Origin of the sequence: Nitrosomonas sp., from assembly GCF_019635155.1 — a bacterium.
Lineage (GTDB): Bacteria > Pseudomonadota > Gammaproteobacteria > Burkholderiales > Nitrosomonadaceae > Nitrosomonas.
Window position 1 is genome coordinate 316,104 of record NZ_JAHBZY010000001.1, and the last position, 23,073, is coordinate 339,176.

Here is a 23,073-nt window from a genome sequence, read left to right on the forward strand (position 1 = left end):
AAAAGGTTATTGCAATGTCCACTTTCTGGTTTTACACTAGCATTTTTCACAATGCATTATATATTTATGCTGTGTGGAAAAATTGAATAATAGTTTCCTGATTCACGGTATACATAAGAGAGAGGGTACTATATGAGTCATCATATAAATATGACGGATTCTATTGCAGTCCTAGATATCCGAACACGGAACCGGCGTCAAAAGATGCCTTTTTTTTGTGCTTATCATTTGGGAATTAAGGTTGGTCGGCGAATGGGTGAGCGCAGGATAACCGCAAGAGGGGAGCCGGTGTATGTTGATCGTTATGCCGGTCATTTGATACTGTGTGCCGTCGCTATCCTTTTTTTGAGTACTTTGGATGCATTTCTTACACTCAATATTCTTGCAAATGGCGGTAAAGAACTGAATTGGTTTATGGCAGTTTTGATCGAAGATAGCACGGAAAAATTTGTAGCTTTTAAGCTTGCACTTACTTCATTGGCTCTAATCCTACTGATAATCCATCATGAAGCGCATTTGTTCAAGGGAATTCGAGTGAGGCATATTAATTATTCGATCCTGGCAGGTTATGCAATTTTGATTGGTTATGAATTGCATTTAATTGCACTGGCAATGAGTAGTTATTGAGAGAACCACAAACAATTGAATCAATATTCTCCGGCTTTAAAGTAATTTGCGATATCTCTTAAATCTTCAGGTACCAATGTGCCGGCAGCAAGTTGTAAGCGAAGGTAAGTGAGTAGATAGCCATATTTTGCCTGAATCAGGTCACGCCGCGCCGTATGTAATTGCTGTTGGGCTTCCAACAGGTTCAAATTGATTCGAATGCCGCCACGGATACTTTTTTGCGTGGCTTCCACTAATAGTTCCGCCGATTTGACTGCAAGTTCTAATGATTCGATTTTTTTAACGCCGCTTATTAGTAGGTTAAACTGCTTACGAAGTTCTACAACAACCTTGTCAGTCATCGCATCCAGCTCGGCTTCAGCGCGTGCATGGTTTGCAGCAGCTTGGGTAGTAAGGGCGCTAACCCGGCCTCCCGCATAAAGCGGCATATTAACCTCAATGCCTACTGTGCCGAATTCTGCGTCCAAGCCTCGATTAATAAAGGAGCCGCGTTGATTTTTCGTGAGGCTGGCTACAAAATCGACACGTGGCATGTGGCCAGCGCGATTTTTCTTAACTTCTTCTTTGCCGGAAGCGACATTATGCCGCTGAGTGATTAATTCCGCATTTTGTTCAAGTGCCAAGCTATGCCAATTTTCATAATCGAGTAATTGAATCGATTGGGTACTGAAGGATGGCGAGAGCCGGTCCAGTTTTGTTATTTTTTGTCCCACAATGGCTTCGAGTTTAAGCTGGGCGATTTCCAGCTCGTCTTTAGCTTCAATCAATTTCGCTTGGGCAATCGCAAATTTTGACTGAGTTTCCAGTACATCGGTGGTCGTACCTTCACCTTTCTGCAACATGCGTTCGTTTACGCGTTTCAGTTCTTCGAGTGCGTCCAGTTGCGCCTCGGCGAGTACGACATGATCCTGTGCCAATAATGTTTCCACATAGGCTTCAACAAGCCGGACAGCAAGTTGTTGGCCATTGCTAATGAATTTAGCGCGACTGGAATCCGCCCGGGCTTTTCCTTGTTGATAACCAGCGATGGCTTCCATATTGAACAACGGCTGCCGCAAAGTTAACATGCTGACTTGACCATCAAAAGTTTGTACAGTTGAGACACCTTGTTGCGTAAATGTCCCAGAGTTTCTATTTTGCGCATGAGTGACGTTCAAACTTGGTAAGAGTCCTGCGCGGCCGATAGCTTCAGCTTGTTGTCCCGCCTCATTTTCGTAAATAGCCGCGCGAAAGGTCGGATCATGATTAAGCGCGGCTTCATAAGCATCCAAAAGACCCATAGCAAAAGCTTGATTTGCAAAATTAAGGAAAACGAAGGCTACAATAATGAATGGCTGATGGCTGTTTTGTGTCATTGCGATTATTCTTCGCTTAATGCGGAGTGTGTACGATCAAGGATCGGTTTGAACAAATAGTTTATCAATGAACGCTCACCTGTTTTTATGAATACCTCCACTGGCATACCTGCTCGAATCTGTTGATCCGCCAATTGTTTCATGCCTTCTTGAGTAACTTGGACTTTGATATTGAAGAATGGCAAACCGGTCCGATCGTCAACCAAACGATCTGCTGATACTTGTGTTACTACACCAGGAATTTGAGGTGTCTTTTTTTGGTTAAGAGCTGTAAAAATGAGGTCTACCGGAAGATCCATATGTACTTTGTCAATTAAATGAACAGGTACTTGTCCGGTAACCACGAGTACATCGTCGCTTGGGACGATATCCATTAATTTAAATCCGGGACCTATGACACCGCTTTCGGTAAATACATTCATGCCGACTACAGTACCGTCGACGGGCGCTTTGACTTCGATATTAGCCAGTTCAAATTCTTGAGCTTGCAACTGACTGCTCAATGAATCCGCTTCTTTTTTAATATCCGATAGCTGTTGCCGCACTTCTTTCTGATATTCCTGCAACCGATGAATGCGGCGTTGCTCAAGTTCCGCTATTTGGCGTTGAATGCGCCCTGCATTTCCGATATCGGAAGAAATTTCACCCTGTAGTTGTGTGTAAGTACGCTCTATTTCCAAAACGCGGTTTCGTGGTACAAAACCGTCCTCGGATAACTCTCTTAGATTATTAAGCTGTTCTTTTAAGAGTGTTAATTGCTGGTTTTTGCTGCTGCGAGCGGCTTCAAGGCCTCGTAATTGTAATTTAAAACCGGAAATGCTTTCGTCAAGTGCAGCGATTTCATGATGAAGCGCTGATTTCCGGGCCGTGAATAATTGATTCTGAATGAGTATGTTATTAGCAATGCGATTATCGGTATGCAATACCAGTAATTCATCCGGGAAAATAATCTCGTTGCTGCCATCGCGTTCAGCTAATAGACGAGCTTCAACAGCGCGTGCCGTATAAAGCTGATTTCTGGTTATTTCAGCTTTTGCTTTGATTTGGACATCATTCATGCGAACCAGAACCTGGCCGATTTCTACATGTTCGCCTTCTCTTACAAGGATACTCTCGATAATTCCGCCGGTCTGATGCTGAACGGCTTGCAAGTGACGGGATACCGTTACAGTGCCGGAGATCGGTACGCCTTTATCCAACGGTGCAAAAGTTGCCCATAGGATGAATCCGCCAAAGCCGGCTAAAACGATCCACCAACCGAGTCGGGTGTAAATAGTTTCATCGGTTTGCACTTGGTTGGATAGATGAACCGGCGCATTCTCAATTATCGTTTCTTTTTTTTCAGCCACAAGCTTCATGAGTATTTCCGGTCAATAATCAAAGTATTTCTAATTGATTGTTTATAAGGGGTCGCCATATTTTTCGTATTGCTTAAGTATCATTACTGGATGTCTGAGGCGCTTGATTTTGAGCCGTTGGATTTTCCATGTTCTTCTGGGCTAACTGCGCTTGCTGCTGTTTGGTAATCGCCTCAATGACTTGTTGTGTAGGACCAAAAATCTTTGCTGTGCCATCGCGTAATAAGAGCAGTTTGTTAGTTGCGCCTAGGATACTGGTGCGATGGGTAATCAAGACGATGGTTTTACCACGCTTACGTAGATCGACGATTGCTGCTAAAAGCGCTTGCTCGCCGGTGTCATCGAGATTCGAGTTGGGTTCGTCAAGAACAATCATCGCGGGATCGTCGTACATCGCACGCGCCAAGCCGAGACGTTGTTTTTGCCCGCCGGATAGTCCGGCGCCGCCGTCTCCTAGATGTGTGTCGTAGCCTTCCGGCATATTAAGAATCATCTCATGAACGCCGGCGCGCTTGGCGGCTAGAATTACTTTTTCCGCATCGACTTCGCCAAATCGGGCGATATTTTCTGATACAGATCCGGCAAATAACTCGATATCTTGCGGCAGATAACCAACATGGGGTCCTAATTCGTCTTTGTTCCAAAGATAAACATCGGCGCCGTCGAGTCGGACCTTGCCGGCAGCGGCTGGCCATACGCCGACCAGTAAGCGCGCCAGGGTTGATTTCCCGGAACCGCTTGGACCAATAATACCGAGGACTTCGCCAGCAGGAAGAGTGAAGGTCAATCCTTTGATGACCGGTATTTTACTGCCGGGTGGCGCGGCTGTGACATTTTCAACGGCAATCAATCCCTGAGGCTTGGGCAGTGCCATTCCAGCCTTTCTTGCCGGATTGTCATCCAGCAGTTTGACCAGCCGTTCATAAGCACTGCGAGTTCCGCCAATTTGTCTCCATACGCTGATTAATAACTGAACCGGTGCGATCGCTCTACCCAGCAGGATTGATCCGGCAATCATCATGCCGGGCGTGATGCTGTTATCCAAAACCAATAATGCACCGAAGCCCAGCATCAGGGATTGCAATGCGACGGTGGAAGATTTGGAGAGTGCCGTGACAATCCCGGATTTTTCACTTGCTTCCGCTTGTAAATTCAGAAAGCGACTGTGCAATTGGTACCAGCGGGATTGCAGATTGGGTAACATTCCCATGGCTTCAATGACTTCGGCGTTGCGTAAGTTGTTGGACGCTAAATTGGTTGATGCAACCGCTACCGAGTTGGCATCGGCTAGCGGTTGATGCGAGATTTTCTCGTTAATATAAGCCAGCGTGATCAATAGAGTGGTGCCACATAGCGCAAACACACCCAATGCCGGATGAAACATAAAGATCACGAGTAAATAAATCGGAAACCAGGGCGCGTCAAAAAAGGCAAATAACGCATTACCGGTAAGAAATTGCCGGATGCTGGTTAAATCTTTTAAAGCTTGTCCGGCATTGGTGTCGCCGTGTTTCAGGCTGGCCTCAAAAGCGGCGGTGTAGACACGCCGATTCAATTTCATGTCGAGCTGCGCACCGACTCGAATCAATACAAAAGTACGCACATATTCGAGCGCGCCCATAAAAATATAAGCACCCAGCATGATCAACGTCAGCATCAACAGCGTCATTTCATTGCGACTGGTTAATACGCTGTCGTAAAGCTGCAGCATATAGATGGCGGGCATGAGCATGAGCATATTGATCACGGCGCTAAAAACACCGATGTTTCTGAAAGTTTTCTTAAAGCTGACCAATGCTAGCGCAACTTCATTTTGAGGAGCTTTCAGTTTAATTTTCATCTCTTAATAATCACCATGATGATGTGTTTTTATTGTTACTTGCGAAAATACATTGATTGATAGGGATTGTTTACTGCTTGAGTTGACGGGGTAAATCTGTCGCCATGAGCTTAAACGGTCTGGGAACAATGTTAAGATCCCGCTGTGCTTCCGAACAATCGAATTTTAAATCCTGATTCATTCTCTCAGCCATTGCCGGTGTCCAATGGCGATAGCGAGGCAGGCGCTTCAATCCCCATAATGCCATTTTAAAGAACCATAATGGCACCGTGAGCATTCGTGGAGGAAGATTTTGCGCTTCGAATACGCGACGGACCATCTCACGGAACGTTAAAACTTCTCCACCGGTAAGATTATAGGATCGATTAGCCAAATTTAAAGTGTCAAGCGCTCTACAACATGCCAATGCAACATCTTCGACGTGAATAGGTTGCCGCAAACCCTGCGCGGGACCGAACAATGGAAAGAAGCCGAATCGGCGGATTACCTGAGCAATTTCACTAATGTTCTTATCGCGTCCGTATCCGTAAATCAATGTTGGCCGCAGAATGATCCAGTCTATCTTATGCGCGGTTGCCCATGCTTTCACCTTGTCTTCACTGTCTATCAATCGCTGTACAATTTTCTTTTCTAAAGGGTCGGATGAAATTTCTTTGGTAAAGCGGCTGGTGGAAGATAATACTACAACTCGTTGTGCACCGTAGGTTAATAGTAAATCAAAATAGCCGGGTAGGACCCAAATGGGAGCCGCGCATAGCCAGTAGGGAATGGGATTATCATTGTTGTCGGGGTCAGTCGGATGGGGTAAATTAATTTGCCGCCAAGTCATTTGCGGATGATGGTGAGCGATTGCGTAACGTGAAAAAGCATTCACATGCCAGCCATTTTGTATCAATTGCCGCAGTATGCACTCACCGGCTAAGCTTGTTGCTCCCAAAACACCTACTTGTTTTTCATTCATGACCGGGTACCAACTTGCGGTAGCCGTTTCTAAGAACGTAATAAATGATGGTGGCGCTGAAGCGCAGCCATACAGCGAAAGTAATCAATCCCATCAATACCATTGGGTATTCCTGGCGGAAAAATTTCCGGTAGAAGCGCATCATGCCTTTATGTTTGTGCCAAGCCACGAAGAATGGCCGGGCACGGCTACAGGTTCCCTGATAATGGATAACCGGCGCATCCGGCACAAAAATAATTTTCCAGTCTTTTTGTTTGAACCGTATGCACCAATCCAGATCTTCGCAATGCAGAAAATACTGTTCATCCCAGGAACCGGCATCCTCAATCGCTTGACGTCGCACTAGCATCAATGCACCGGATATCGCTTCAACTTCAATAGGATCCCGAGGTAAAGGTTGCTTATTCAAATGAAAATCAAAAAATACTTGTGGCCAGTATTTTTCCAAACGATATAAACCGAAAGCGCGTACAAAAGCCCGCCACGGCGTAGGAATAGCGCGCCGCCCACCGCCTTGCTCGGAACCATCGGGATTAATAAGATATCCGCCAACCATGCCGATCCGAGGATCTGATTCCATTACTTGCATCATGCGCTGTAATGAGTTTTCCTGCAGAATACAATCCGGATTCAGAAAAAGAATATAGGGTTGCGTTGATGCGCTTAAGCCGGTATTGCAACCGGCAGCGAAGCCTCGATTGTGCGGCAGGCGAATGATTTGGAAACGATCATTTAAGGGGAGAAGTCGTTCGAGTTCTGCCAAACTTGAGTCGGATGAAGCATTGTCAATTACTAAAACTTGCTCAGCCTGTTGCAAAACTGCCTGGGCACACTGGGTTAATATTGGACCGGCGTTATAGTTGACGATTATTGCAGATATGGATTGTTTGCATTGTTTTTTTATATTGTGGCAGATTTGTTGTGGAGCGTACATTGTCTACCTTCAAGTAGGGCCACTTTGGCGTCAAATAATTGCTGTTTGGTATTATCGGTAATTATCTCGAAGTGTCAATAGGTTGTGTTTTTTTGTTTGGTGGATGCTTTAATAAAGGCCTTGCGAGGTGACCAAACCATCATTTGAAGTAAGCTGATGCAAGAACAAATTCGCCTGCTTTGAATTTTTTTTCTTTGTTCCAATAGTGATCCGATCTGCTGAAAAGCGTCAATTTTAGCTTGCAAATAAAGCCCGAAACGGCCAGAAGCCGCATAAAAGAACCCCACGTAAAAAATCATGGCTAGATGGATCGGCAAGAAGATAAAAATTAGTGGGCTGGGCATATTCTTGATAAATGTCCAAGTTAAGTTACGATGCCCATGATAAACAGAAAAGTCGCTTGAGCTTCCCGTGATACCGGAACCGACGTGGTGAACTTTTGCATTGGGTAATAACAGACTTTTACCACCGATGAGCCGCAGGCGGAAACCAAGATCGACATCCTCGGAATAAGCAAAATATGTTTCATCGAAACCGCCCAACTGGCGGAAAGTTTCGGTGCGATATATAGCAGCGGCTGCGCATGCTGAAAAAATCTCTATCGGATGCTTTGGAGTGATATCGCAAGGGTATCCATGGCCAGTGCGCCAATGTAATCCGGATATGTGGTAAGTATCGCCCAGCCCGTCCAGACGTGATGGTTTATTGGCGTCAATCAGTGCACAGGCAAAACAATCGACGTTGGGGATCCGATTAATATTTTTTATAATTTCTTCCAGGCATTCCGGCTCAGGATAAGCATCGGGATTGAGTAAAAAGAGCCATTCTCCCTTTACGTGATCTTTTACTGCGAGATTGTTGGCCGAGGCAAATCCAGTATTGTTACTTAGTCGTACCAGCTGACATGAGAAAGGTAAATTTTCTGCCGCCCGCCAGGAATTATCCTGACTATTATTATCGACGACGATCACTTCAAAATTTTTATAGGTTTGTTTGGATAATGTTGACATAACATTGGTCAACATAGCTCCGGCATTGTAGTTAACTATAACAATTGAGAAAAAAGGATTGCTCATGATTACACCATATGAAGCAATGTGTTGTTAGTGCTTATTGTGAACGATAAATTCACTAACTTACAAGGCCACGGCCACAATAGTAATCATCAAGCACTAATGTACCCAGAATGTCCTTTTCTAATGGGGAAGTGTGCGCAATAAATTCTTCAAACAAAGCAGCGGGTATATCTGGAGGGATCTCGAAATCACTGATTAATTTATCCCGTATGGTGATGGATTGAGCTACAAAATCCATTACTCCGCGTCTTATCTCTACCCGAGTTAATGTGGATCGGTGTTCTTCGTCAGCAAGTTGGCGAAATTCAGGAACAATATCACCAGAATTTGTTTGTCGATAGCAAACGATTTGTGCATCATCCGAGCTTAATAGTTTTTCTAAAGAAAAGCTTTCTCTTAGCATTAATAGCGAATTAATTTTAGGATTGACGTAATGACCAAAATATCCTTGAGTAATTACTTTATATTGAGAAGATACTTGTTCCGCACGTTCCTGAGTTATCAAATAATAACCATGTATTTTTTTATTTAATAAGTGATTAAGATATCCTTGAACAGTTGCTGAGTAACCAATATCCACAATAGCAGATATGGATGCTGAATTTAAACCCAGATTATTCAAATAGGTTAGTAATCCTGGACGTTCAGACTGTGCATTCTGCATGATGCGCTTTTCTAGAGCTTGCAATACAGGTATTAAATGGTCGATATTTTCATTTTCTACTGAAACCAACTTATTGTCTGTCCAGAGTCCCCTTTGTACAAGATCTTTGTATTCTTTGGAAGACAGAATTAACCCATACCGTTCATGTATAAATTTGGACAAATGAGTGGGGAAGTATCGTGTGCGGGCGATTCTATATATATCCTCGAGACTTGTAATCATTGGTACAGTAATTGCCCGACGAGAAAGCACTAGGTAGTCGGAAGCAATTGGATTCGCAATATTGGATACCCATTGGTCATAGACTATTTTTAGTATTTGTCCTTCGCGTGCAAGAAAATACAAACGCTGAATTCCATCTGTCGCCGCTTTTTTTGCTAACCACTGCACAAAGGATAGAATCAAAGGACCGATTATGGTAAATCCAATTGCCCAAGGTGTGACAGGAACGAGATCGGAAGGATTAAAGTGCGGAAAAAATAGAGGATGAAAATTACCTTGTACGATAGTTCCAAGAGTAAGCTGTTTGTTGAGATCATTACAATATAATGAATACTCAATGAGTGGTTCCAATCGTGGCATTGCTCGTGCCAACTCGATGGGACGCATGATATGCTGATACTTGATTTTCATGTCACCGGGTATCTGGACATCGGAATGTTCGTTGTCTCCGATCATCAGGACTTCGCTTGGAGATACATTCTCATGTATTAACAATTGCCGATAAAAATCACCGCTATCTTTTCTGAATCCAGTGTCAGAAGATAAATAAAATGCATGCCATCCGCTGACACCATGGCGCGTTAGCATCTTTTCGATAACGAGCTTAGATAGATACATATCACTGGCTAATACGACGCGTTTACCCAAGGAAAGTGCAAGTTGTAGCAGAGCAATGACTTCCAACCGTGGTGTAATGACTTCCTGTTCGATGGCTTCTTCAAGGTTATGTAATTGCTTGGTGGCCTCGAGTGAGAGTCCGGATAGAATAGAGAGTTCGGTAAAAACAGCATCCAGACCAATATCACGGCCTGCTTTCTGACGTGCCTGAGATTCTGCAATGGCACGAAATTCAAGATAGAGTTTCCCTGCTTCACCGCCGATGCGCCGAGCGACGATATTTTTAATCATCTCAGGATTAAGAAGCGGTCGAGTCAGTAGCGTATCAAAAATATCGAAAACAACTACACGTAAAGCTGGATCGGCCAATGCAGTATGTGCATTTTTTTTGCTGCGTAGCAAATATTGTTCAAAGCGCCAGCGAGACCAGCTAGGGGATTTGTTGTCTCGAAGAATGATGGCATTGAATCCTGATCGCTTGGTGACCAAGACAAATAAGCGCTCTATGCAATGCGCTAAGGTTGCGTCGGTTTGTCCTGTTTCTTCGGGAAAATCCTCGATCTGGATATGCGCTTTGAATAATGGATGCAGAGCTTCTGTTCGAGCCCAGAACATAGATCCAGCGGGATAATCAAAATATCCGATTGGACAATGTGGAATGCCTAGTTTGTGGCACCAGAAATACCCGCATGCTTTATTGGAAAGCCAGGAATTTGCAAAATAGGGTAATTCAGCGAAATTTTGGGGGTAAACAAAACCGATAGTTTTTTCTCCGGTCAGTAGCGTGAAAATTTTCTGTATTTGCGGCCTGCTTCCCAGAAGGCCTGTGAGTAAATATTCACGCCATCCATTAGTAGAGCCCTCGTTATACAACGATTTTTTGCTGTGGATGTGAGCAATATAATCATAGTGTTGCAATGCCTCCCCAAAAGTACAAAACATAGGTGCAATATCGCGTCCGCGGTTGGGTACGATAGTGATGGTTAATTGTCCTAGGTGAGGCAGATGGGAAAAAGCATGCCTGCATATTTGGCTTGCTGCTTCATCAGGCGTTGAGACAAACAAGTCGTACGGAAAAGGCATATTGCCCAGATAGCTGGCAAATTCCGTTGCCAGGTCTGCATAAAAAATATGCACGTGGATTGCAATGCGCCCGGCTGGCCGTGTTGTTAGCGGAGTAACCGTGGAAAGATCGAGCATTCCTGCCAGCAAGCCGCAGGCAGTGTCAGATCCTCGAGCTGAATAGCCAGCCTTGCTAGCTCGCCATATCTCATAGTGTCCTATTCCGGAGAACAGTGGACCGGCGATGCGGTATGCGCTATTTAATACATGTTTACGCCACTGCGATGGAAGTCGCCAATAAATGGCTTTAAGTAAAGGGAAAGTTCTGCGGCGTAAACCATCCCATGCCTCGTGATGCTGTCCGCGGGAAATCCGGACTAAGAAACGCAATGGGGCAGTAATTTTCCATGAAGTTGAATGAGATAAATCATGGATTGTTTTTCGTAAATCATCGATTGTTTTTCGTAGATCATCAATTGTTTTTTGTAGCTTTTGTTCACGTTGAGTACTTGCAAATAAATTTTGTTCGAGACGATCTTGTAGTGAATCGGCCAGTTTTTCATTATCAGTCAACTGGTTGCGGAGGCTGGATATCGCATCCTCGCGGTATTGAATTAACTCTTCTAGTTGTTCTCCGCTCAGACGTGTTTTCCATTTATCATAAACTCGGCTTCTGGATTTTTTTATGAAGGTTTCATTCTGCTTAATTCCTAAACCAGAGTGCCCGTGATTGCGGTAAATGGCGGTAATTTTATCGATGTGCAATATCTCACTGTGTTGACTGAGCTGAATCCAGAAATCCCAATCTTCAAAGACTTCCAGGTTTTCATCAAAACCACAATGATCGGTAGTGACTAAAGATTGCTCAAACAACATGGCGTGAATCGGAATAAAATTCCTTCCCCAAAGCCGCCGTTGATCATAAGGTTCATTAAATGTAGAGATGTTTTGAAGTTGCTGATCCAAGTAATTTTCAAGACGTACGCCGGCGTATGCGCATCGAACGTTTGTGTGATTTTGTAGAGCAGCAACAAGGTTTGTAATATGTTCCGGATAAAATAGATCATCGTCATCCAGGAAAATCAGATAACTTCCTCTGGCTGAATGAAGTCCGATATTGGCCGCCCGACTTCGATTTAATGGCCCATCATTGTCAATAGTTCTGAGTGGGAAACATCCGCACCATTCGTCCAGTTTTTGATGATCATGCCCCTTAGCATTGACAATCACCACTTCAATATTCGGATAAGTTTGCGAGGCGACTGAGTCCAATGCTTCGGATAATGTCGGACGATCCATACTACGGATGATGACGCTGACAAGAGGGTGCACAACGCCGTTTTCTACAGGCATTCTGGAATTCCGGAATTAATTTGGAAAGAAATCACTTAAACTTAAGAAGTAAGCCAAGTTTAACGCTTCAATAGGTTTTCAAGATAGAGCCGTAAGTTTAGCATTTTTTGCAGTAAGCCTCCAAAAGAGGTTTTCTTTTCCACTTCGGTGAAAGCTTCCGCGTAATTACAATCTCGCTTGCCTGGCAAGTAAAGACCCCGGTAGCTCGCTAATCCGATACTTGCGGAAAGATAATCGCAATGCGCGAGCGGTAAGGCGTAGCAGGAAATGGCTTGTTGCTTGATACCGATCACACTGCCGATGTCGATGACATGCGTAGCAGGAAGCGGGCACCAGATTTCGTAAATGAATGCGCGCCCTGATGGTTTCCAGTCCCGCCAGCAAGATAGAACGGCCTGCCCGATGGCGACATGATCACGATGATAATCAAGCACCGAAGGTACGAATAGCCAATCCGGCTGAAATTGCTGTAGCAAATTGCGGACTTTGTTTTCAAAGTGGATTGAATTACGAAAATTCCCGTCGGGTTCGTCGAGGAACTCGATGTCGTCGATTCCCAGGATTGTTAAAGCGGCTATGGCTTCTTTGCGTCGGATGGCGGGAGCGTCGGTATCGAGGCTACCCGCGCCTGCGCCATCTGTGACAAAAACAACTTTGACCCTGCATTGTTTTTGCCGCAGCAGCGCCAAGGTGCCACCGCAACCCAATGTTTCATCGTCCGGGTGCGGTGCAAAAACAAGTACGGTGCCACGCTCAATCGGAGTGAGCAGGGCCGGCAATGGGCAAAGATCCAAACGGGAGATTCTAGCCTGCTGCAGCTTGGCGATAAATTGTTTCATATTGATCGGTAATTTCAATGATATCGGGCCATGCTTCGGCTCTTGCCCGGCCGTTCTGAGAGATCCGTTGACGCAGTTGAACATCATTTAACATGCGTTGCATGGCCTCTGCGAGTGCGTCGGTATCGGAAGCGGATAATAACGCGCCGTCACCGACAACTTCCGGTACGCCGCCAACTGCAGTGCATACCGCCGCAGTGCCTGCGGTTAGTGCTTCCAGATTGGCAAGACCGAACGATTCCGATGCCGAAGCGCTGACATATAAGTCGGCGGCGCAAAGATACAAACCAACATCGTCGGTGACTGCGAACAGGATTTCACGCGTAAATTGCAGATGCTGCGCTTGCTGTTGCAATAGATGGTGATCGCCTTCACCGAGAATTACCAGTTGCCAATCTTTTTCCAAAATTAATTTGGAGCATGCTTCGATGAGCATGGGGAACCGTTTCACCGGCGCGATGCGGCCAACGCTGAGAATATAAATTGCGTTATTGTCCCAGCCCAGCCGCTGCCGCGCTTCTTGGCGGCTATAGTGATTAAGTGCAGGGCGCGCATGAACGATAGAATACCAGTCTCCAGGTAATGGGGAGATTCTCAAGTCATCGGCGATCTGGTTCAAGCATCGGCGGGTCGGCGCAATTACCCAGGATGCGGCGAGCAGCGTATGAGCTTCCCATCGGCGGATGAGGCGCATCATGCTAGCGCTCATGTGAATGCCATCTTCATGAATCGCTTGAGCGTAGCAACCAAAACCATGCTCGGTGATGCCCCAGACGATGGGCTGGTTACGGTAGAAATGCAAGAAAAAACGTAAACCTGCAGCGATGAAAGGGTCGTGACAATGCACATGTGTGTATTGCTGCGTGGTCGAAAGTTTGGCGGCAAGGCGTCCCATATTGATGCGCTCCAGCAGCACCTGGAGCAACGCCGGGAGATTGGTGGAAACGGGCCATTTTCCAAGCAGAAATGAACCTATAGCAAGGCAACGGTGTTGCCACAGCAAGGCACGTTGCCCCAAATCAGCTTGACAAAGATAGTCGACAGTAATGCCGCGCAGACGAAACGCCTGTAGCAGCGGCATGAGGCTGCGGCCAAGACCGTAACGCTGATCCGCCTGTGTCTCGCGAGTCACCATGAGAATTTTCATGAATGCCGATTGCTCAACGGAAATCCATGTCTCCGGACATGAGCCACCAACGGTCTCGTAACAATTCGATGGATGGCGCACTGTCCCAGATACTGGCGGGAATGCGGAAGTCCAAAGCTTGTTGAGTGCCGCCAGTTGCAGCAAAGGGTGTTGCAAAATTTTCCGTAATCCGGCAGTAAAGCCGCTGATGACCGTTAATACCTGCCAACCGCCTGGCGTGCACGATCAATTCGGGGATTTCGCTAAGCGCTGCTATCAGATCAACGACTTCGCAACCAGTGGAATCGTAATGCAGTACAAATATTCCTCGTGCTTTTCCGCCAAATCGGTTTTTTACTAACACGATTTGATAGTGATTCGTGGGGTGATTCAGGTAGCGATATTGCAAATAAGACCAATCGCGGATGCCAACGAGGGATTCGGATAAATCTTGGGCCATTTGTTGCCAGCAGTGGTCGACAGTGGCAGCGGCATTAGGGTCGTCCGCTTGATCAATCGCATATAATCGGGATTTGATGCGAGGCCACTTGGATAACGGGCTCCAGGAGAATTCGATCATCCTGCCGACTTCTGCGTAAAGTCCGTGCCGTTCCGCAACTCTCATTGCCCGTTCATTTGGAAAACCGAATCCCACCAAATAGGGTTTGTTGTAACCAATGTAATGCTCCAGAAAAGTCGCAGCCATCAGAAAAAAAGGACCTTTCTTAGTCAATGTGCCCCGCTCGGTGCTATCGACCATGACATCACCGATTTGTACCGCTGTTTGTGATTGACCAAAGAAAAGAATTTTTCTCGCAATACCGCCATAATGGGCGATTAATTTTTGATCCCGCCAAACTCCGATTTCCTGCCCTGGAAGTGTATTGTATTTCCAGTGCCAGACAGTCGGAATCATGTCATGATCAAATGTTTTTTTAAACAACTCAAGCAATTCCGGCATTTGATTTTTTCTCAGAAGTTGTAAACGCCATTTGGGTTGCGTCTTTTTTCTAAACTGCAGTAGTGCATAACCGGCTTGGTTGTTGTTGTACATATCGCGGCAGACTTGATTGGATTGCTCGAGCTGCGCAAGTTGCTCGTGACTCAATAGCAGATCTCTGATTAATCGCTGCCGGTGTGTGACGATGATCTGCAGCAGATAATCCAGCATTGGTGCTGCTGAAGCGGATAAATCCAAGCGCTCGACCAATTCAAACCCGAATCGCTCAGCCAATGTGATCATATGATCGAGTTGTGGAAGGTTTCTGGGGTTACGTATGGCTGCATCGTTTTTCAGCAAAAACTCACCCATCATAAGCAATTGCCCGGATTGCGCTAATAAATCTTGTGCTTTGTTGAGAATTGATAGCGGTTCAATCGGTTGGGTTGTTTCTTTTAATAGAATGGCAGTCAGACTTTCCGGTTCGGCTTTGTAAGTTTCCAAAGAGTGATTGCTGACGGAAATGTCCGTTCCTAAGGTACTTTGAAGATAAGCTATCTGTTGAGTGTCGGCGGTGATTCCGTGAACCATGTGGCCACGCTGACTTAACACTGAAAGAACGGTACCCAGACCGACACCGACTTCAAGAATTCGCCCGGGAGGCGGTGGAAGCTTGGTCAAAATCAAATCTGTGGCAAATTGTTGCGCACTGTGTAAGCGGGTGATGGTTGGTGAGAATAAACCATAATGAAGATCAAAAACTTTGCCTTCTTGCAGCAGCATTGCGTGTGCGTAGACATTATAAGGAAAAACAAAATTTCTGCATGGCGACGGCAAAACCGCAGTCGCGGATACCCCATAATCCGCTTGCCGGTAGAGCTGTATTTTCGATTTCATCAATTTGTGATCCACTGATTTCGTCATACCTCAACTATCAAAGCGTATTTTCCCATCGATGCGGTATTGAGAAATAACCTTGTAAGCGGCTTGATTGTTTTATTTGAAGCGTGGCTGCCGCGATCGCGGTATCGTAAATGTGCAAACCGCGTTCACACATCAGATAGATATTAACCAGATATTCACCTTTGAGTAATGGTATTTCATCTAACTTAAGATTGATTTCGCCCATTCCTTCCGTTGTCCGGTGCAGGACGAATTGATCTTCCCATGTTGCTGCGCTGGTAATCGTTCGACCATCCGGTGTTTGTAGCGTCATCGCGACATTCGGACAGGGCAGTGACGGATCGGAAGCGAAAGCAATCGATACTTGGATGCTGGATTCGCCGCTCATGATACTAGCATGCGTGTTCGCATCATTTTCTTGTAGCGCTACTTTTAATAATCTGGCGGTACCGGAAGGCGGTTTGCAATTTTCAGAAGTAATGACTTTATTTGTAAAAGGAGTAGGCGCATCGTTCGCTAAATTGGGTGTGTTTTTATCAAGAAATGCTTGATAAGCGGTCACTACTTCGGCTGATTCACCGTCAAGCATGATTCGACCGCGATTAATCCAAATGGTGCGAGCGCACAGCGATTCCACTTGGAATAATGAATGCGAGCAGAACAATATGGTTTTCCCGGTGTCGCGCATTTGCATAATCCGTGCAAATGATTTACGGGCAAAAGCACCATCACCGACAGATAAAGCTTCATCAATCACCAGGATATCCGGATCAACGTTAATCGCTACGGAAAAAGCCAAACGGACATACATGCCGCTGGAGTAAGTTTTCACCGGCTGGTCAATAAAATCCCCGACACCCGAAAAATCGATGATGTCGTCAATTCGATCGGCTATTTCTGACTGACTTAATCCCATGATGGTTGAGCTCATCAAAATGTTTTCTCGCCCGCTGAATTCAGGATTGAAGCCGGCTCCAAGCTCTAATAAGGCGGCAATCCGGCCATTGACTTGAACTTCACCGCTTGTGGGCGTTAATGTGCCGCAAACCAATTGTAGCAAGGTGGATTTTCCGGAGCCGTTCTGACCGACAATACCAACCACTTCTCCTGGCATAACGGACAAATTGACTTCGTGCAGCGCCCACAGTTCACGAAAGAACCGTCGTGGCCCCAGCCATTGATGCGGCCATAAAAACTGCTTAAGCCGATCTTTTGGATGCTGATACAACTGATAGCATTTCGATAAATTAACAGCCTGTATCGCGGGTACAGGATCAACGGTATTAAAGGACATCAGCAAAACCTTTTCGGGTTTTATGAAACCAGGTCAATCCCACCCAGGCGACGAAGGCAGCTAATGCATAATAGGCGATAAGACCGATCCAATCCGGCATTTGACCATAGAGAATGATGCTTCTGGTTTGTTCGATGATGAATGTTAAAGGGTTGAGAAACAGGTAGTCGCGAATTGATTCCGGCAGTGCGGAAGCAGGATAGAAAATCGGACTGAGAAACAACAACATGGTTAAAGCCAAACCGATAAACTGACCGATATCGCGTACAAAAACACCGATAGAAGTGAGCATCCAAGATAATCCCATGGTGAGTAATACAAACGGAAGTACGATGATGGGCAGGAGTAGCAGTGTTAGATGAATGGGATGGTTAACGATCAACAAAAAAATAGTCAGTACTAAAAAACTGATTCCGGCATGGAATAGGGCTGATCCCAAAGAAACCAGCGGCAAGATTTCGAGAGGAAAAATCACCTTTTTCACATAATTAACATTTGACAGTATTAGTCCGGGTGCGCGGGATAAGCATTCAGAGAATAAATTAAAAAGTATGAGGCCGGTGAATAGCAGTAGTGCAAAGGAAAATTTATCTTCGTAAATATCGCTATTTTGCGGATCGAGCCGCACCTTAAAAACGACGCTAAAAACGAAAGTATATATAGCAAGCATCAGGATGGGATTGATGAATGTCCATAATAACCCCAAGAATGAGCCTCGATATCGGCCAATGATCTCTCGTTTGATCATTTGTACGATCAAAGGATAGTGTTGTCTCAAACTAGAGAAATGACTTAGAAAGTTGAATTTGAATTGCTGCAAGAAATTGAATAATGAAAATGACAGTCAGTATGCCTTATCTATCATAAGCAAAAAATAATAATTTATAAAGATTACTACTACTGAAGTTTGCTAATAATACTGGGTGATAGGTACTGCATTGTGTAATATTTGATCGATTTGTGTGGTGTCATTTACGTTTGATGCTTTGTTTATCATATTTTAACGAATGTAGGTAGATGGGATTTGCAGTTGAAGTTAAAAAAACATTTGCTATGCCGGTTTCTTGGATTAATCACCTAAAATCATTGTTGTTATCATTCGCAACAATGTTGCAAATAAGCAACATTTCAAGAGAAAACTTCCCTGGCAGACTTGCAATGAGAGATTGTTTTGGGCAGAATGCACTTTAACTTGGCTTTTGTGGTAATTTCTGCTAGGCAAATTGCTGGTTTTCACAGAGGTTACAAAGAGACATAGTGAAAAGTGAAAAACTTGCAAGTAATTTACTTTCGTAATTATTTTTAATTTTTATCAAGGGAGCTCCCCATGGCTATAAATGATGCACAGAAAACAGAAATTTTGAAGGTTGTTGCAGGTTTGTTCAATGCAGCACCAGGCGGGATCTATCTAACTGATTTGGCAAATTTTGTTTCGAATGGTGGAACCATTCAGCAATTATCCAATGCATTAGCTGGACTCCCGATTTTTACCACAAATATTTTGGCTGGAAAAGTAACGGTAGAGGATCAGGTTGGTGTCCTGATGGACCATTTTGGTTTGACCGATAGTGAGGATGCAGCGAGTGCAGGCGCGCAGGCGCATAACTACTTCCATACTCGCCTCGAAGCGGGTGACGGTTTTGGCGATATCGTCTACGACGCGGTGACTTTTTTATCGACAACGACTGATCCGGTATTTGCCGACACCAAAACATTGCTGGAAAATAAAGCATTGGTTGCCGATGCTTTTTCTAAAGTAAGTACTTCAACCGATTTTGATACGCTTCAGAAAATTTTGAGTGATGTGACTGGCACAGCACCTTATACGGATGATGATGTGCAAGCAATATTGGACGGAGCGGGTGGCATTGGAAAAACCTTTACGCTTACCGTCAATCAAGATAGTGGCTCTGCTTTTACTGGTACGGCAGGGGTTGATGTTTTTGAAGCCGCAGCTCAGAATGTCTCCGGTACACTGACCAATACACTGCAAAGCGTTGATTCAATCGATGGTGGCGCCGGTATTGATTCCCTGAATGCGACTTTGGCGCAAAATGCTACTGTAGCTGCAACGATCAAGAATATCGAGAAGATTAATGTACGGTTTGCAGATGCTGGTGCCGTATTGGATTTATCCAACACCACTGGTGCAACCACAGCGACTGTTATTGACAGCACCACAGCGGGTACCGTTAATAACATCGGTGATATCGCATCCTTAGCTGTTAAAAATCAGAAGCAAGATGTCGCTATCGGCGGTACAGCAGGTACTGCGACGACGATCGCTTTGAATCTGGATACGGTCGGTACCGATACGACAGCGATTGTTTTGGACTTGGGTAAAAATAATGCCAGCAAAGCGACCACTGCTAATATCACGGCAAATAATGCTTATGTGGATGTGAATTCGACGAATGCCGATGCGATTACGACTGCAACGATTGCAGCATCTGGCGATAACGCACTGACCTTTACCGATAGCGGCGCATCCTTGACTAGTGTTACTGTTACCGGCAGCGGTGCGGTGGATCTGACAGGCGCGGCGCTGGCAGCGGTTACAACCTTCGATGCTTCCGCTTCGACAGGTGCTGTTAAAGCTGAACTCACGCAAGCGGCTAAAGCTGTCACCATTACCACGGGTAGCGGTAATGATGTGATTGATGGTGACGCGATCGCGACAGCAGGTTCCTCGGCAAACTTGGGCGGCGGCGATGATACCCTTTTCGTGGGTGCAAATTTGGCAGCATTCGACAAGGGCGCGAATGGTGGCGACGGTACCGATATCATCAATATTACCGATGGTTCAACATTGACTTCCACCACTGCTAACTACATCACAAACTTCGAAACTCTGGATGTTTCCGGTGGTACGGGTAATTACGATGTTTCGCTGAATAGTTTTGCTACAGTGCAGATTGATGAAGCGATTGCCGGTGCATTAACAGGCGATATCGATTTCAAAAATGCTGCGGATACTTTTGTGCTGAACATCGCAAGTAAAGCGGAAACAAACGCTAACTTCGATGTTGTGAAAAACATTACTGTGACTGGTAAGGATTACACCGGTACGACTGCCAAAGGAACTGCTGAATCGTTCACGCTGGCTGCCACAATTAATGACGGCAACAAAGATAACGCAGCGGACGGTGATATCAATGCACAAACGGTGACGGTGGCGGGTGTTGAGAATTTAACGGTCCAAGCTAAAGTCGGCACGCTGGATGGTGGTACCGATGCGTTGGAAGCTTCGAAACACACATTGACCGCGAAAATCGTTGCGACCGAAGCTGAAACCTTGACGATTACCGGTGATGCTTCTGTCGATCTTTCCAGCGTAACCACCATCGGCGTAGTAACCAAGGTAAATGCCAGTGGCTCGACAGGCAATGTGACGGTAGACTTGTCTACGCATGCTAAGAGTGTTGCTTACACCGGTTCTGATGGAGTGGATACTTACACTGCAACAGCGACGGGTGATACGATTTATTCTGGTAAAGGTGCTGACGTGATTGATTTGACAGCGTCAACAGGCGCAGCTCGAGATACCTTCGTGCTGAAAGCCGCATCCGATTCGCAACTGACCGATACCAGTAAAGACGGTAAGATCACACTTGGTGCCGATACAGGTTTCGATGACATCACCAAGTTTGATATCGGTGGTACTGCAATAACTGATCGTCTGGATCTCACTAATTTTGGTTTCACAGGCGCGCAACGCGGTGTCGAGAATGTCAGCGCGACAGTTGGCAATACAACTGATCTGACCAGTATTGCAGATCTTTTCAGTTCTGTGGCCGGTGATCGTGGTGTAGCTTATACAAATATTGGTGCCGATAGTTACGTATTTGTCGATGCTAATAAAGACGGTAACTTTACGGCTGCTGACGATATTGTTATCAAATTAACAGGTATTACCAGTATCTCCGAAGTTGACGTTAACTTCTAATTGGTTAAAGGCAAACTGCGGTTTGCCTTGCTTGAGGATAGAATTAAAACCCCGTCTCCTGTAAAAGGGGCGGGGTTTTTCGTTGCCGATAATCGGCTCCTATTTCAGAAGCGCAAATTAAGTGAAGGGAATTTCGATGAGCAACTGGACCGCAGGATACGTGGCTGATATTGGATATACGTATGGGTATTACACCGAATTGAATCCGCAGCGGCTCAAATTGCCATTTCTCGCAACCGGACAAGCATTACCCGAAGTGAGAACAGCGTGTGAGCTTGGATTTGGTCAAGGAATGAGTATCGCTATGCATGCAGCCGCATCGCAAGTATCGTGGTATGGAACTGACTTCAACCCAAGTCAGGCAGGTTTTGCTCAAGAGATTGCCGCTGCCGCTGGCGCAGATGCAACGCTTTACGATGAAGCATTTGAAGATTTTTGTTCTCGCACGGACTTGCCTGAGTTTGACTATATCGGCTTACATGGCATATGGAGTTGGATAAACGATCAGAATCGCCGCGTTATTATCGATTTCCTGCGGCGTAAATTGAAAATTGGCGGAGTATTGTATATCAGCTATAACACGCAACCGGGGTGGGCGGCTATGGTGCCGATGCGCGAGCTACTCAACTTGCATACGGAAGTGATGGGTGCCAGCGGACAAGGGATCGCAAACCGTATCGATGCGGCTTTGGATTTTGTGGAACGGATGCTTGCCACCGATCCGCTTTATAGCAAGATCAATCCACAGGTTGTTGAGCGTATAAAACGCATGAAAGAGCAGAGCCGTCATTATCTGGCACACGAATATTTCAATCGCGACTGGCATCCCATGTCATTTGCCCGCATGGCGGAATGGCTTTCAGCTGCAAAACTTGGTTTTACTTGTTCCGCGCATTATAGCGATCACGTTGATGCCGTGAATCTCAGCACAGAACAACAAGCGCTTCTGCGGGAATTACCGGATGCTGCATTCCGGCAATCTGTCCGGGATTTTATGTGTAATACGCAATTTCGCCGTGATTATTGGGTGAAAGGTGAACGTCAACTAGGTACATTTGACCGAGGTGAGCAACTCAGGGCGCAGCGTGTCATGTTGACAACGGAAAAAACATCAGTGGAACTGAAAGTAGGGGGCGCCCGCGGAGAGGCGACACTCAACGAGGATGTTTACCGACCTATACTGGATTTGCTGGCAGATCATAAGCCGCGCAGTCTCGGCCAAATCGAGTATGAAATGAAAAAGGAGGAACTGGTGTTTGCTCAAGTGCTGCAAGCAGTGATGATTCTGGCGGGTAAAGGCGACTTAGGGATTCTGCAAGACGATACAGTTATTAACAGAGCGAAACGAGCTACTGATAAACTGAATCTTTATTTGCTGAATAAGAGCCGTAGCAGCAGCGATATCGCTTATCTTGCGAGCCCTCTTACCGGTGGTGGCATATCGGTCAGCCGTTTTCAACAGTTATTCTTACTTGCGCGTCATCAGGGACACAAACAGCCACATGAATGGGCGAATTTTGCGTGGCGGCATTTGGAGATACTGAATCAACGTCTTATTAAAGAAGGAAAGAGTCTCCCAACATCCGAAGAAAATATCGCCGAATTAACACATCAAGCGGTAGAATTTTCGGAAAAGCGCTTGCCTATTCTGAAAGCACTGCAAATTGTGTAACAACTATTCAGAAATTTCAGAATTAATTTGTCGGCATGCTAAAACCGGGTCTTTTGCTTGCGTGATTGGCCGACCGATGACCAGATAATGTGCGCCATCAAGTATGGCCTGCTTGGGTGTGGTGATTCGCTTTTGGTCATTGGATGCCGCGTTGCCGGGTCTGATGCCAGGGGTTACCAAACAAAAATTCTCACCTAGTTGCAGACGTAGTTGGTGTGTCTCCAGCGCCGAACACACAACGCCATCGAGTCCGCAATCACTTGCGAGTCGCGCCAGGCGTTCG

General features: G+C 45.6%; 16 protein-coding genes. 3 read left to right on the top strand and 13 right to left on the bottom strand.

The genetic code is table 11. The features are described from left to right. Positions 1-132: 132 nt before the first annotated feature. Positions 133-627 (top strand): DUF5658 family protein, encoded by a 495-nt coding sequence (locus KF839_RS01555; protein ID WP_292916049.1) that lies wholly within the window; start codon positions 133-135, stop codon positions 625-627. A gap of 20 nt (positions 628-647) precedes the next feature. Here the strand turns inward: KF839_RS01555 and KF839_RS01560 are convergent, their stop codons facing one another. From KF839_RS01560 to KF839_RS01615, 12 genes are all read right to left on the bottom strand, one after another. Beyond that, positions 648-1,982: a TolC family outer membrane protein gene (locus KF839_RS01560; RefSeq protein ID WP_292916050.1), complete on the bottom strand. Its 1,335-nt coding sequence runs from the start codon at positions 1,980-1,982 to the stop codon at positions 648-650. 5 nt (positions 1,983-1,987) lie between these two features. Further along, a complete protein-coding gene (locus KF839_RS01565; RefSeq protein WP_292916051.1) occupies positions 1,988-3,340 on the bottom strand; it encodes an HlyD family type I secretion periplasmic adaptor subunit in 1,353 nt (450 codons plus the stop codon). 73 nt (positions 3,341-3,413) lie between these two features. After that, complete coding sequence (locus KF839_RS01570) at positions 3,414-5,180, bottom strand: type I secretion system permease/ATPase (RefSeq protein WP_292916052.1); 1,767 nt, start codon at positions 5,178-5,180, stop codon at positions 3,414-3,416. Positions 5,181-5,250: 70 nt separating this feature from the next. Beyond that, positions 5,251-6,141 carry an NAD-dependent epimerase/dehydratase family protein gene (locus KF839_RS01575; RefSeq protein WP_292916053.1) on the bottom strand — a complete coding sequence of 297 codons (891 nt, stop codon included), beginning with the start codon at positions 6,139-6,141 and terminating at the stop codon, positions 5,251-5,253. Further along, on the bottom strand, positions 6,134-7,075 hold the full coding sequence (locus KF839_RS01580; protein WP_292916054.1) for a glycosyltransferase family 2 protein: 942 nt from the start codon (positions 7,073-7,075) through the stop codon (positions 6,134-6,136). The genes KF839_RS01575 and KF839_RS01580 overlap by 8 nt, the downstream gene beginning before the upstream one ends. Before the next feature lie 74 nt (positions 7,076-7,149). Then, positions 7,150-8,151: a glycosyltransferase family 2 protein gene (locus KF839_RS01585; protein WP_292916055.1), complete on the bottom strand. Its 1,002-nt coding sequence runs from the start codon at positions 8,149-8,151 to the stop codon at positions 7,150-7,152. A gap of 55 nt (positions 8,152-8,206) precedes the next feature. After that, positions 8,207-12,070 (bottom strand): rhamnan synthesis F family protein, encoded by a 3,864-nt coding sequence (locus KF839_RS01590; protein ID WP_292916056.1) that lies wholly within the window; start codon positions 12,068-12,070, stop codon positions 8,207-8,209. Between the two features lie 59 nt (positions 12,071-12,129). Further along, the gene (locus KF839_RS01595; RefSeq protein ID WP_292916057.1) at positions 12,130-12,909 is read right to left on the bottom strand and encodes a PIG-L deacetylase family protein; all 780 of its coding nucleotides are present in this window, start codon (positions 12,907-12,909) and stop codon (positions 12,130-12,132) included. Next, positions 12,875-14,056 (bottom strand): glycosyltransferase family 4 protein, encoded by a 1,182-nt coding sequence (locus KF839_RS01600; RefSeq protein WP_292916058.1) that lies wholly within the window; start codon positions 14,054-14,056, stop codon positions 12,875-12,877. The genes KF839_RS01595 and KF839_RS01600 overlap by 35 nt, the downstream gene beginning before the upstream one ends. Before the next feature lie 13 nt (positions 14,057-14,069). Next, positions 14,070-15,872: a GNAT family N-acetyltransferase gene (locus KF839_RS01605; protein ID WP_292916059.1), complete on the bottom strand. Its 1,803-nt coding sequence runs from the start codon at positions 15,870-15,872 to the stop codon at positions 14,070-14,072. Positions 15,873-15,909: 37 nt separating this feature from the next. After that, positions 15,910-17,172: an ABC transporter ATP-binding protein gene (locus KF839_RS01610; protein ID WP_292916060.1), complete on the bottom strand. Its 1,263-nt coding sequence runs from the start codon at positions 17,170-17,172 to the stop codon at positions 15,910-15,912. Next, a complete protein-coding gene (locus KF839_RS01615; RefSeq protein ID WP_292916061.1) occupies positions 17,162-17,920 on the bottom strand; it encodes an ABC transporter permease in 759 nt (252 codons plus the stop codon). The genes KF839_RS01610 and KF839_RS01615 overlap by 11 nt, the downstream gene beginning before the upstream one ends. 579 nt (positions 17,921-18,499) lie before the next feature. Here KF839_RS01615 and KF839_RS01620 point away from each other — a divergent pair. Next, the gene (locus tag KF839_RS01620; RefSeq protein WP_292916062.1) at positions 18,500-21,118 is read left to right on the top strand and encodes a beta strand repeat-containing protein; all 2,619 of its coding nucleotides are present in this window, start codon (positions 18,500-18,502) and stop codon (positions 21,116-21,118) included. A gap of 136 nt (positions 21,119-21,254) precedes the next feature. Continuing rightward, positions 21,255-22,790, top strand: coding sequence for a class I SAM-dependent methyltransferase (locus tag KF839_RS01625; protein WP_292916063.1), 1,536 nt, complete (start codon positions 21,255-21,257; stop codon positions 22,788-22,790). A gap of 3 nt (positions 22,791-22,793) precedes the next feature. Here KF839_RS01625 and KF839_RS01630 read toward each other — a convergent pair. Next, positions 22,794-23,073 (bottom strand): orotidine 5'-phosphate decarboxylase / HUMPS family protein (locus KF839_RS01630; protein ID WP_292916064.1); only part of this gene is annotated, 280 nt, incomplete at its 5' end.

What these genes read in the sequence shown, in the direction of transcription:
- KF839_RS01555 (WP_292916049.1), top strand. Translation starts at nt 133, where the DNA reads ATGAGTCATCATATAAATATGACGGATTCTATTGCAGTCCTAGATATC.
- KF839_RS01560 (WP_292916050.1), bottom strand. Translation starts at nt 1,982, where the DNA reads ATGACACAAAACAGCCATCAGCCATTCATTATTGTAGCCTTCGTTTTC.
- KF839_RS01565 (WP_292916051.1), bottom strand. Translation starts at nt 3,340, where the DNA reads ATGAAGCTTGTGGCTGAAAAAAAAGAAACGATAATTGAGAATGCGCCG.
- KF839_RS01570 (WP_292916052.1), bottom strand. Translation starts at nt 5,180, where the DNA reads ATGAAAATTAAACTGAAAGCTCCTCAAAATGAAGTTGCGCTAGCATTG.
- KF839_RS01575 (WP_292916053.1), bottom strand. Translation starts at nt 6,141, where the DNA reads ATGAATGAAAAACAAGTAGGTGTTTTGGGAGCAACAAGCTTAGCCGGT.
- KF839_RS01580 (WP_292916054.1), bottom strand. Translation starts at nt 7,075, where the DNA reads ATGTACGCTCCACAACAAATCTGCCACAATATAAAAAAACAATGCAAA.
- KF839_RS01585 (WP_292916055.1), bottom strand. Translation starts at nt 8,151, where the DNA reads ATGAGCAATCCTTTTTTCTCAATTGTTATAGTTAACTACAATGCCGGA.
- KF839_RS01590 (WP_292916056.1), bottom strand. Translation starts at nt 12,070, where the DNA reads ATGCCTGTAGAAAACGGCGTTGTGCACCCTCTTGTCAGCGTCATCATC.
- KF839_RS01595 (WP_292916057.1), bottom strand. Translation starts at nt 12,909, where the DNA reads ATGAAACAATTTATCGCCAAGCTGCAGCAGGCTAGAATCTCCCGTTTG.
- KF839_RS01600 (WP_292916058.1), bottom strand. Translation starts at nt 14,056, where the DNA reads ATGAAAATTCTCATGGTGACTCGCGAGACACAGGCGGATCAGCGTTAC.
- KF839_RS01605 (WP_292916059.1), bottom strand. Translation starts at nt 15,872, where the DNA reads ATGAAATCGAAAATACAGCTCTACCGGCAAGCGGATTATGGGGTATCC.
- KF839_RS01610 (WP_292916060.1), bottom strand. Translation starts at nt 17,172, where the DNA reads ATGTCCTTTAATACCGTTGATCCTGTACCCGCGATACAGGCTGTTAAT.
- KF839_RS01615 (WP_292916061.1), bottom strand. Translation starts at nt 17,920, where the DNA reads ATGATCAAACGAGAGATCATTGGCCGATATCGAGGCTCATTCTTGGGG.
- KF839_RS01620 (WP_292916062.1), top strand. Translation starts at nt 18,500, where the DNA reads ATGGCTATAAATGATGCACAGAAAACAGAAATTTTGAAGGTTGTTGCA.
- KF839_RS01625 (WP_292916063.1), top strand. Translation starts at nt 21,255, where the DNA reads ATGAGCAACTGGACCGCAGGATACGTGGCTGATATTGGATATACGTAT.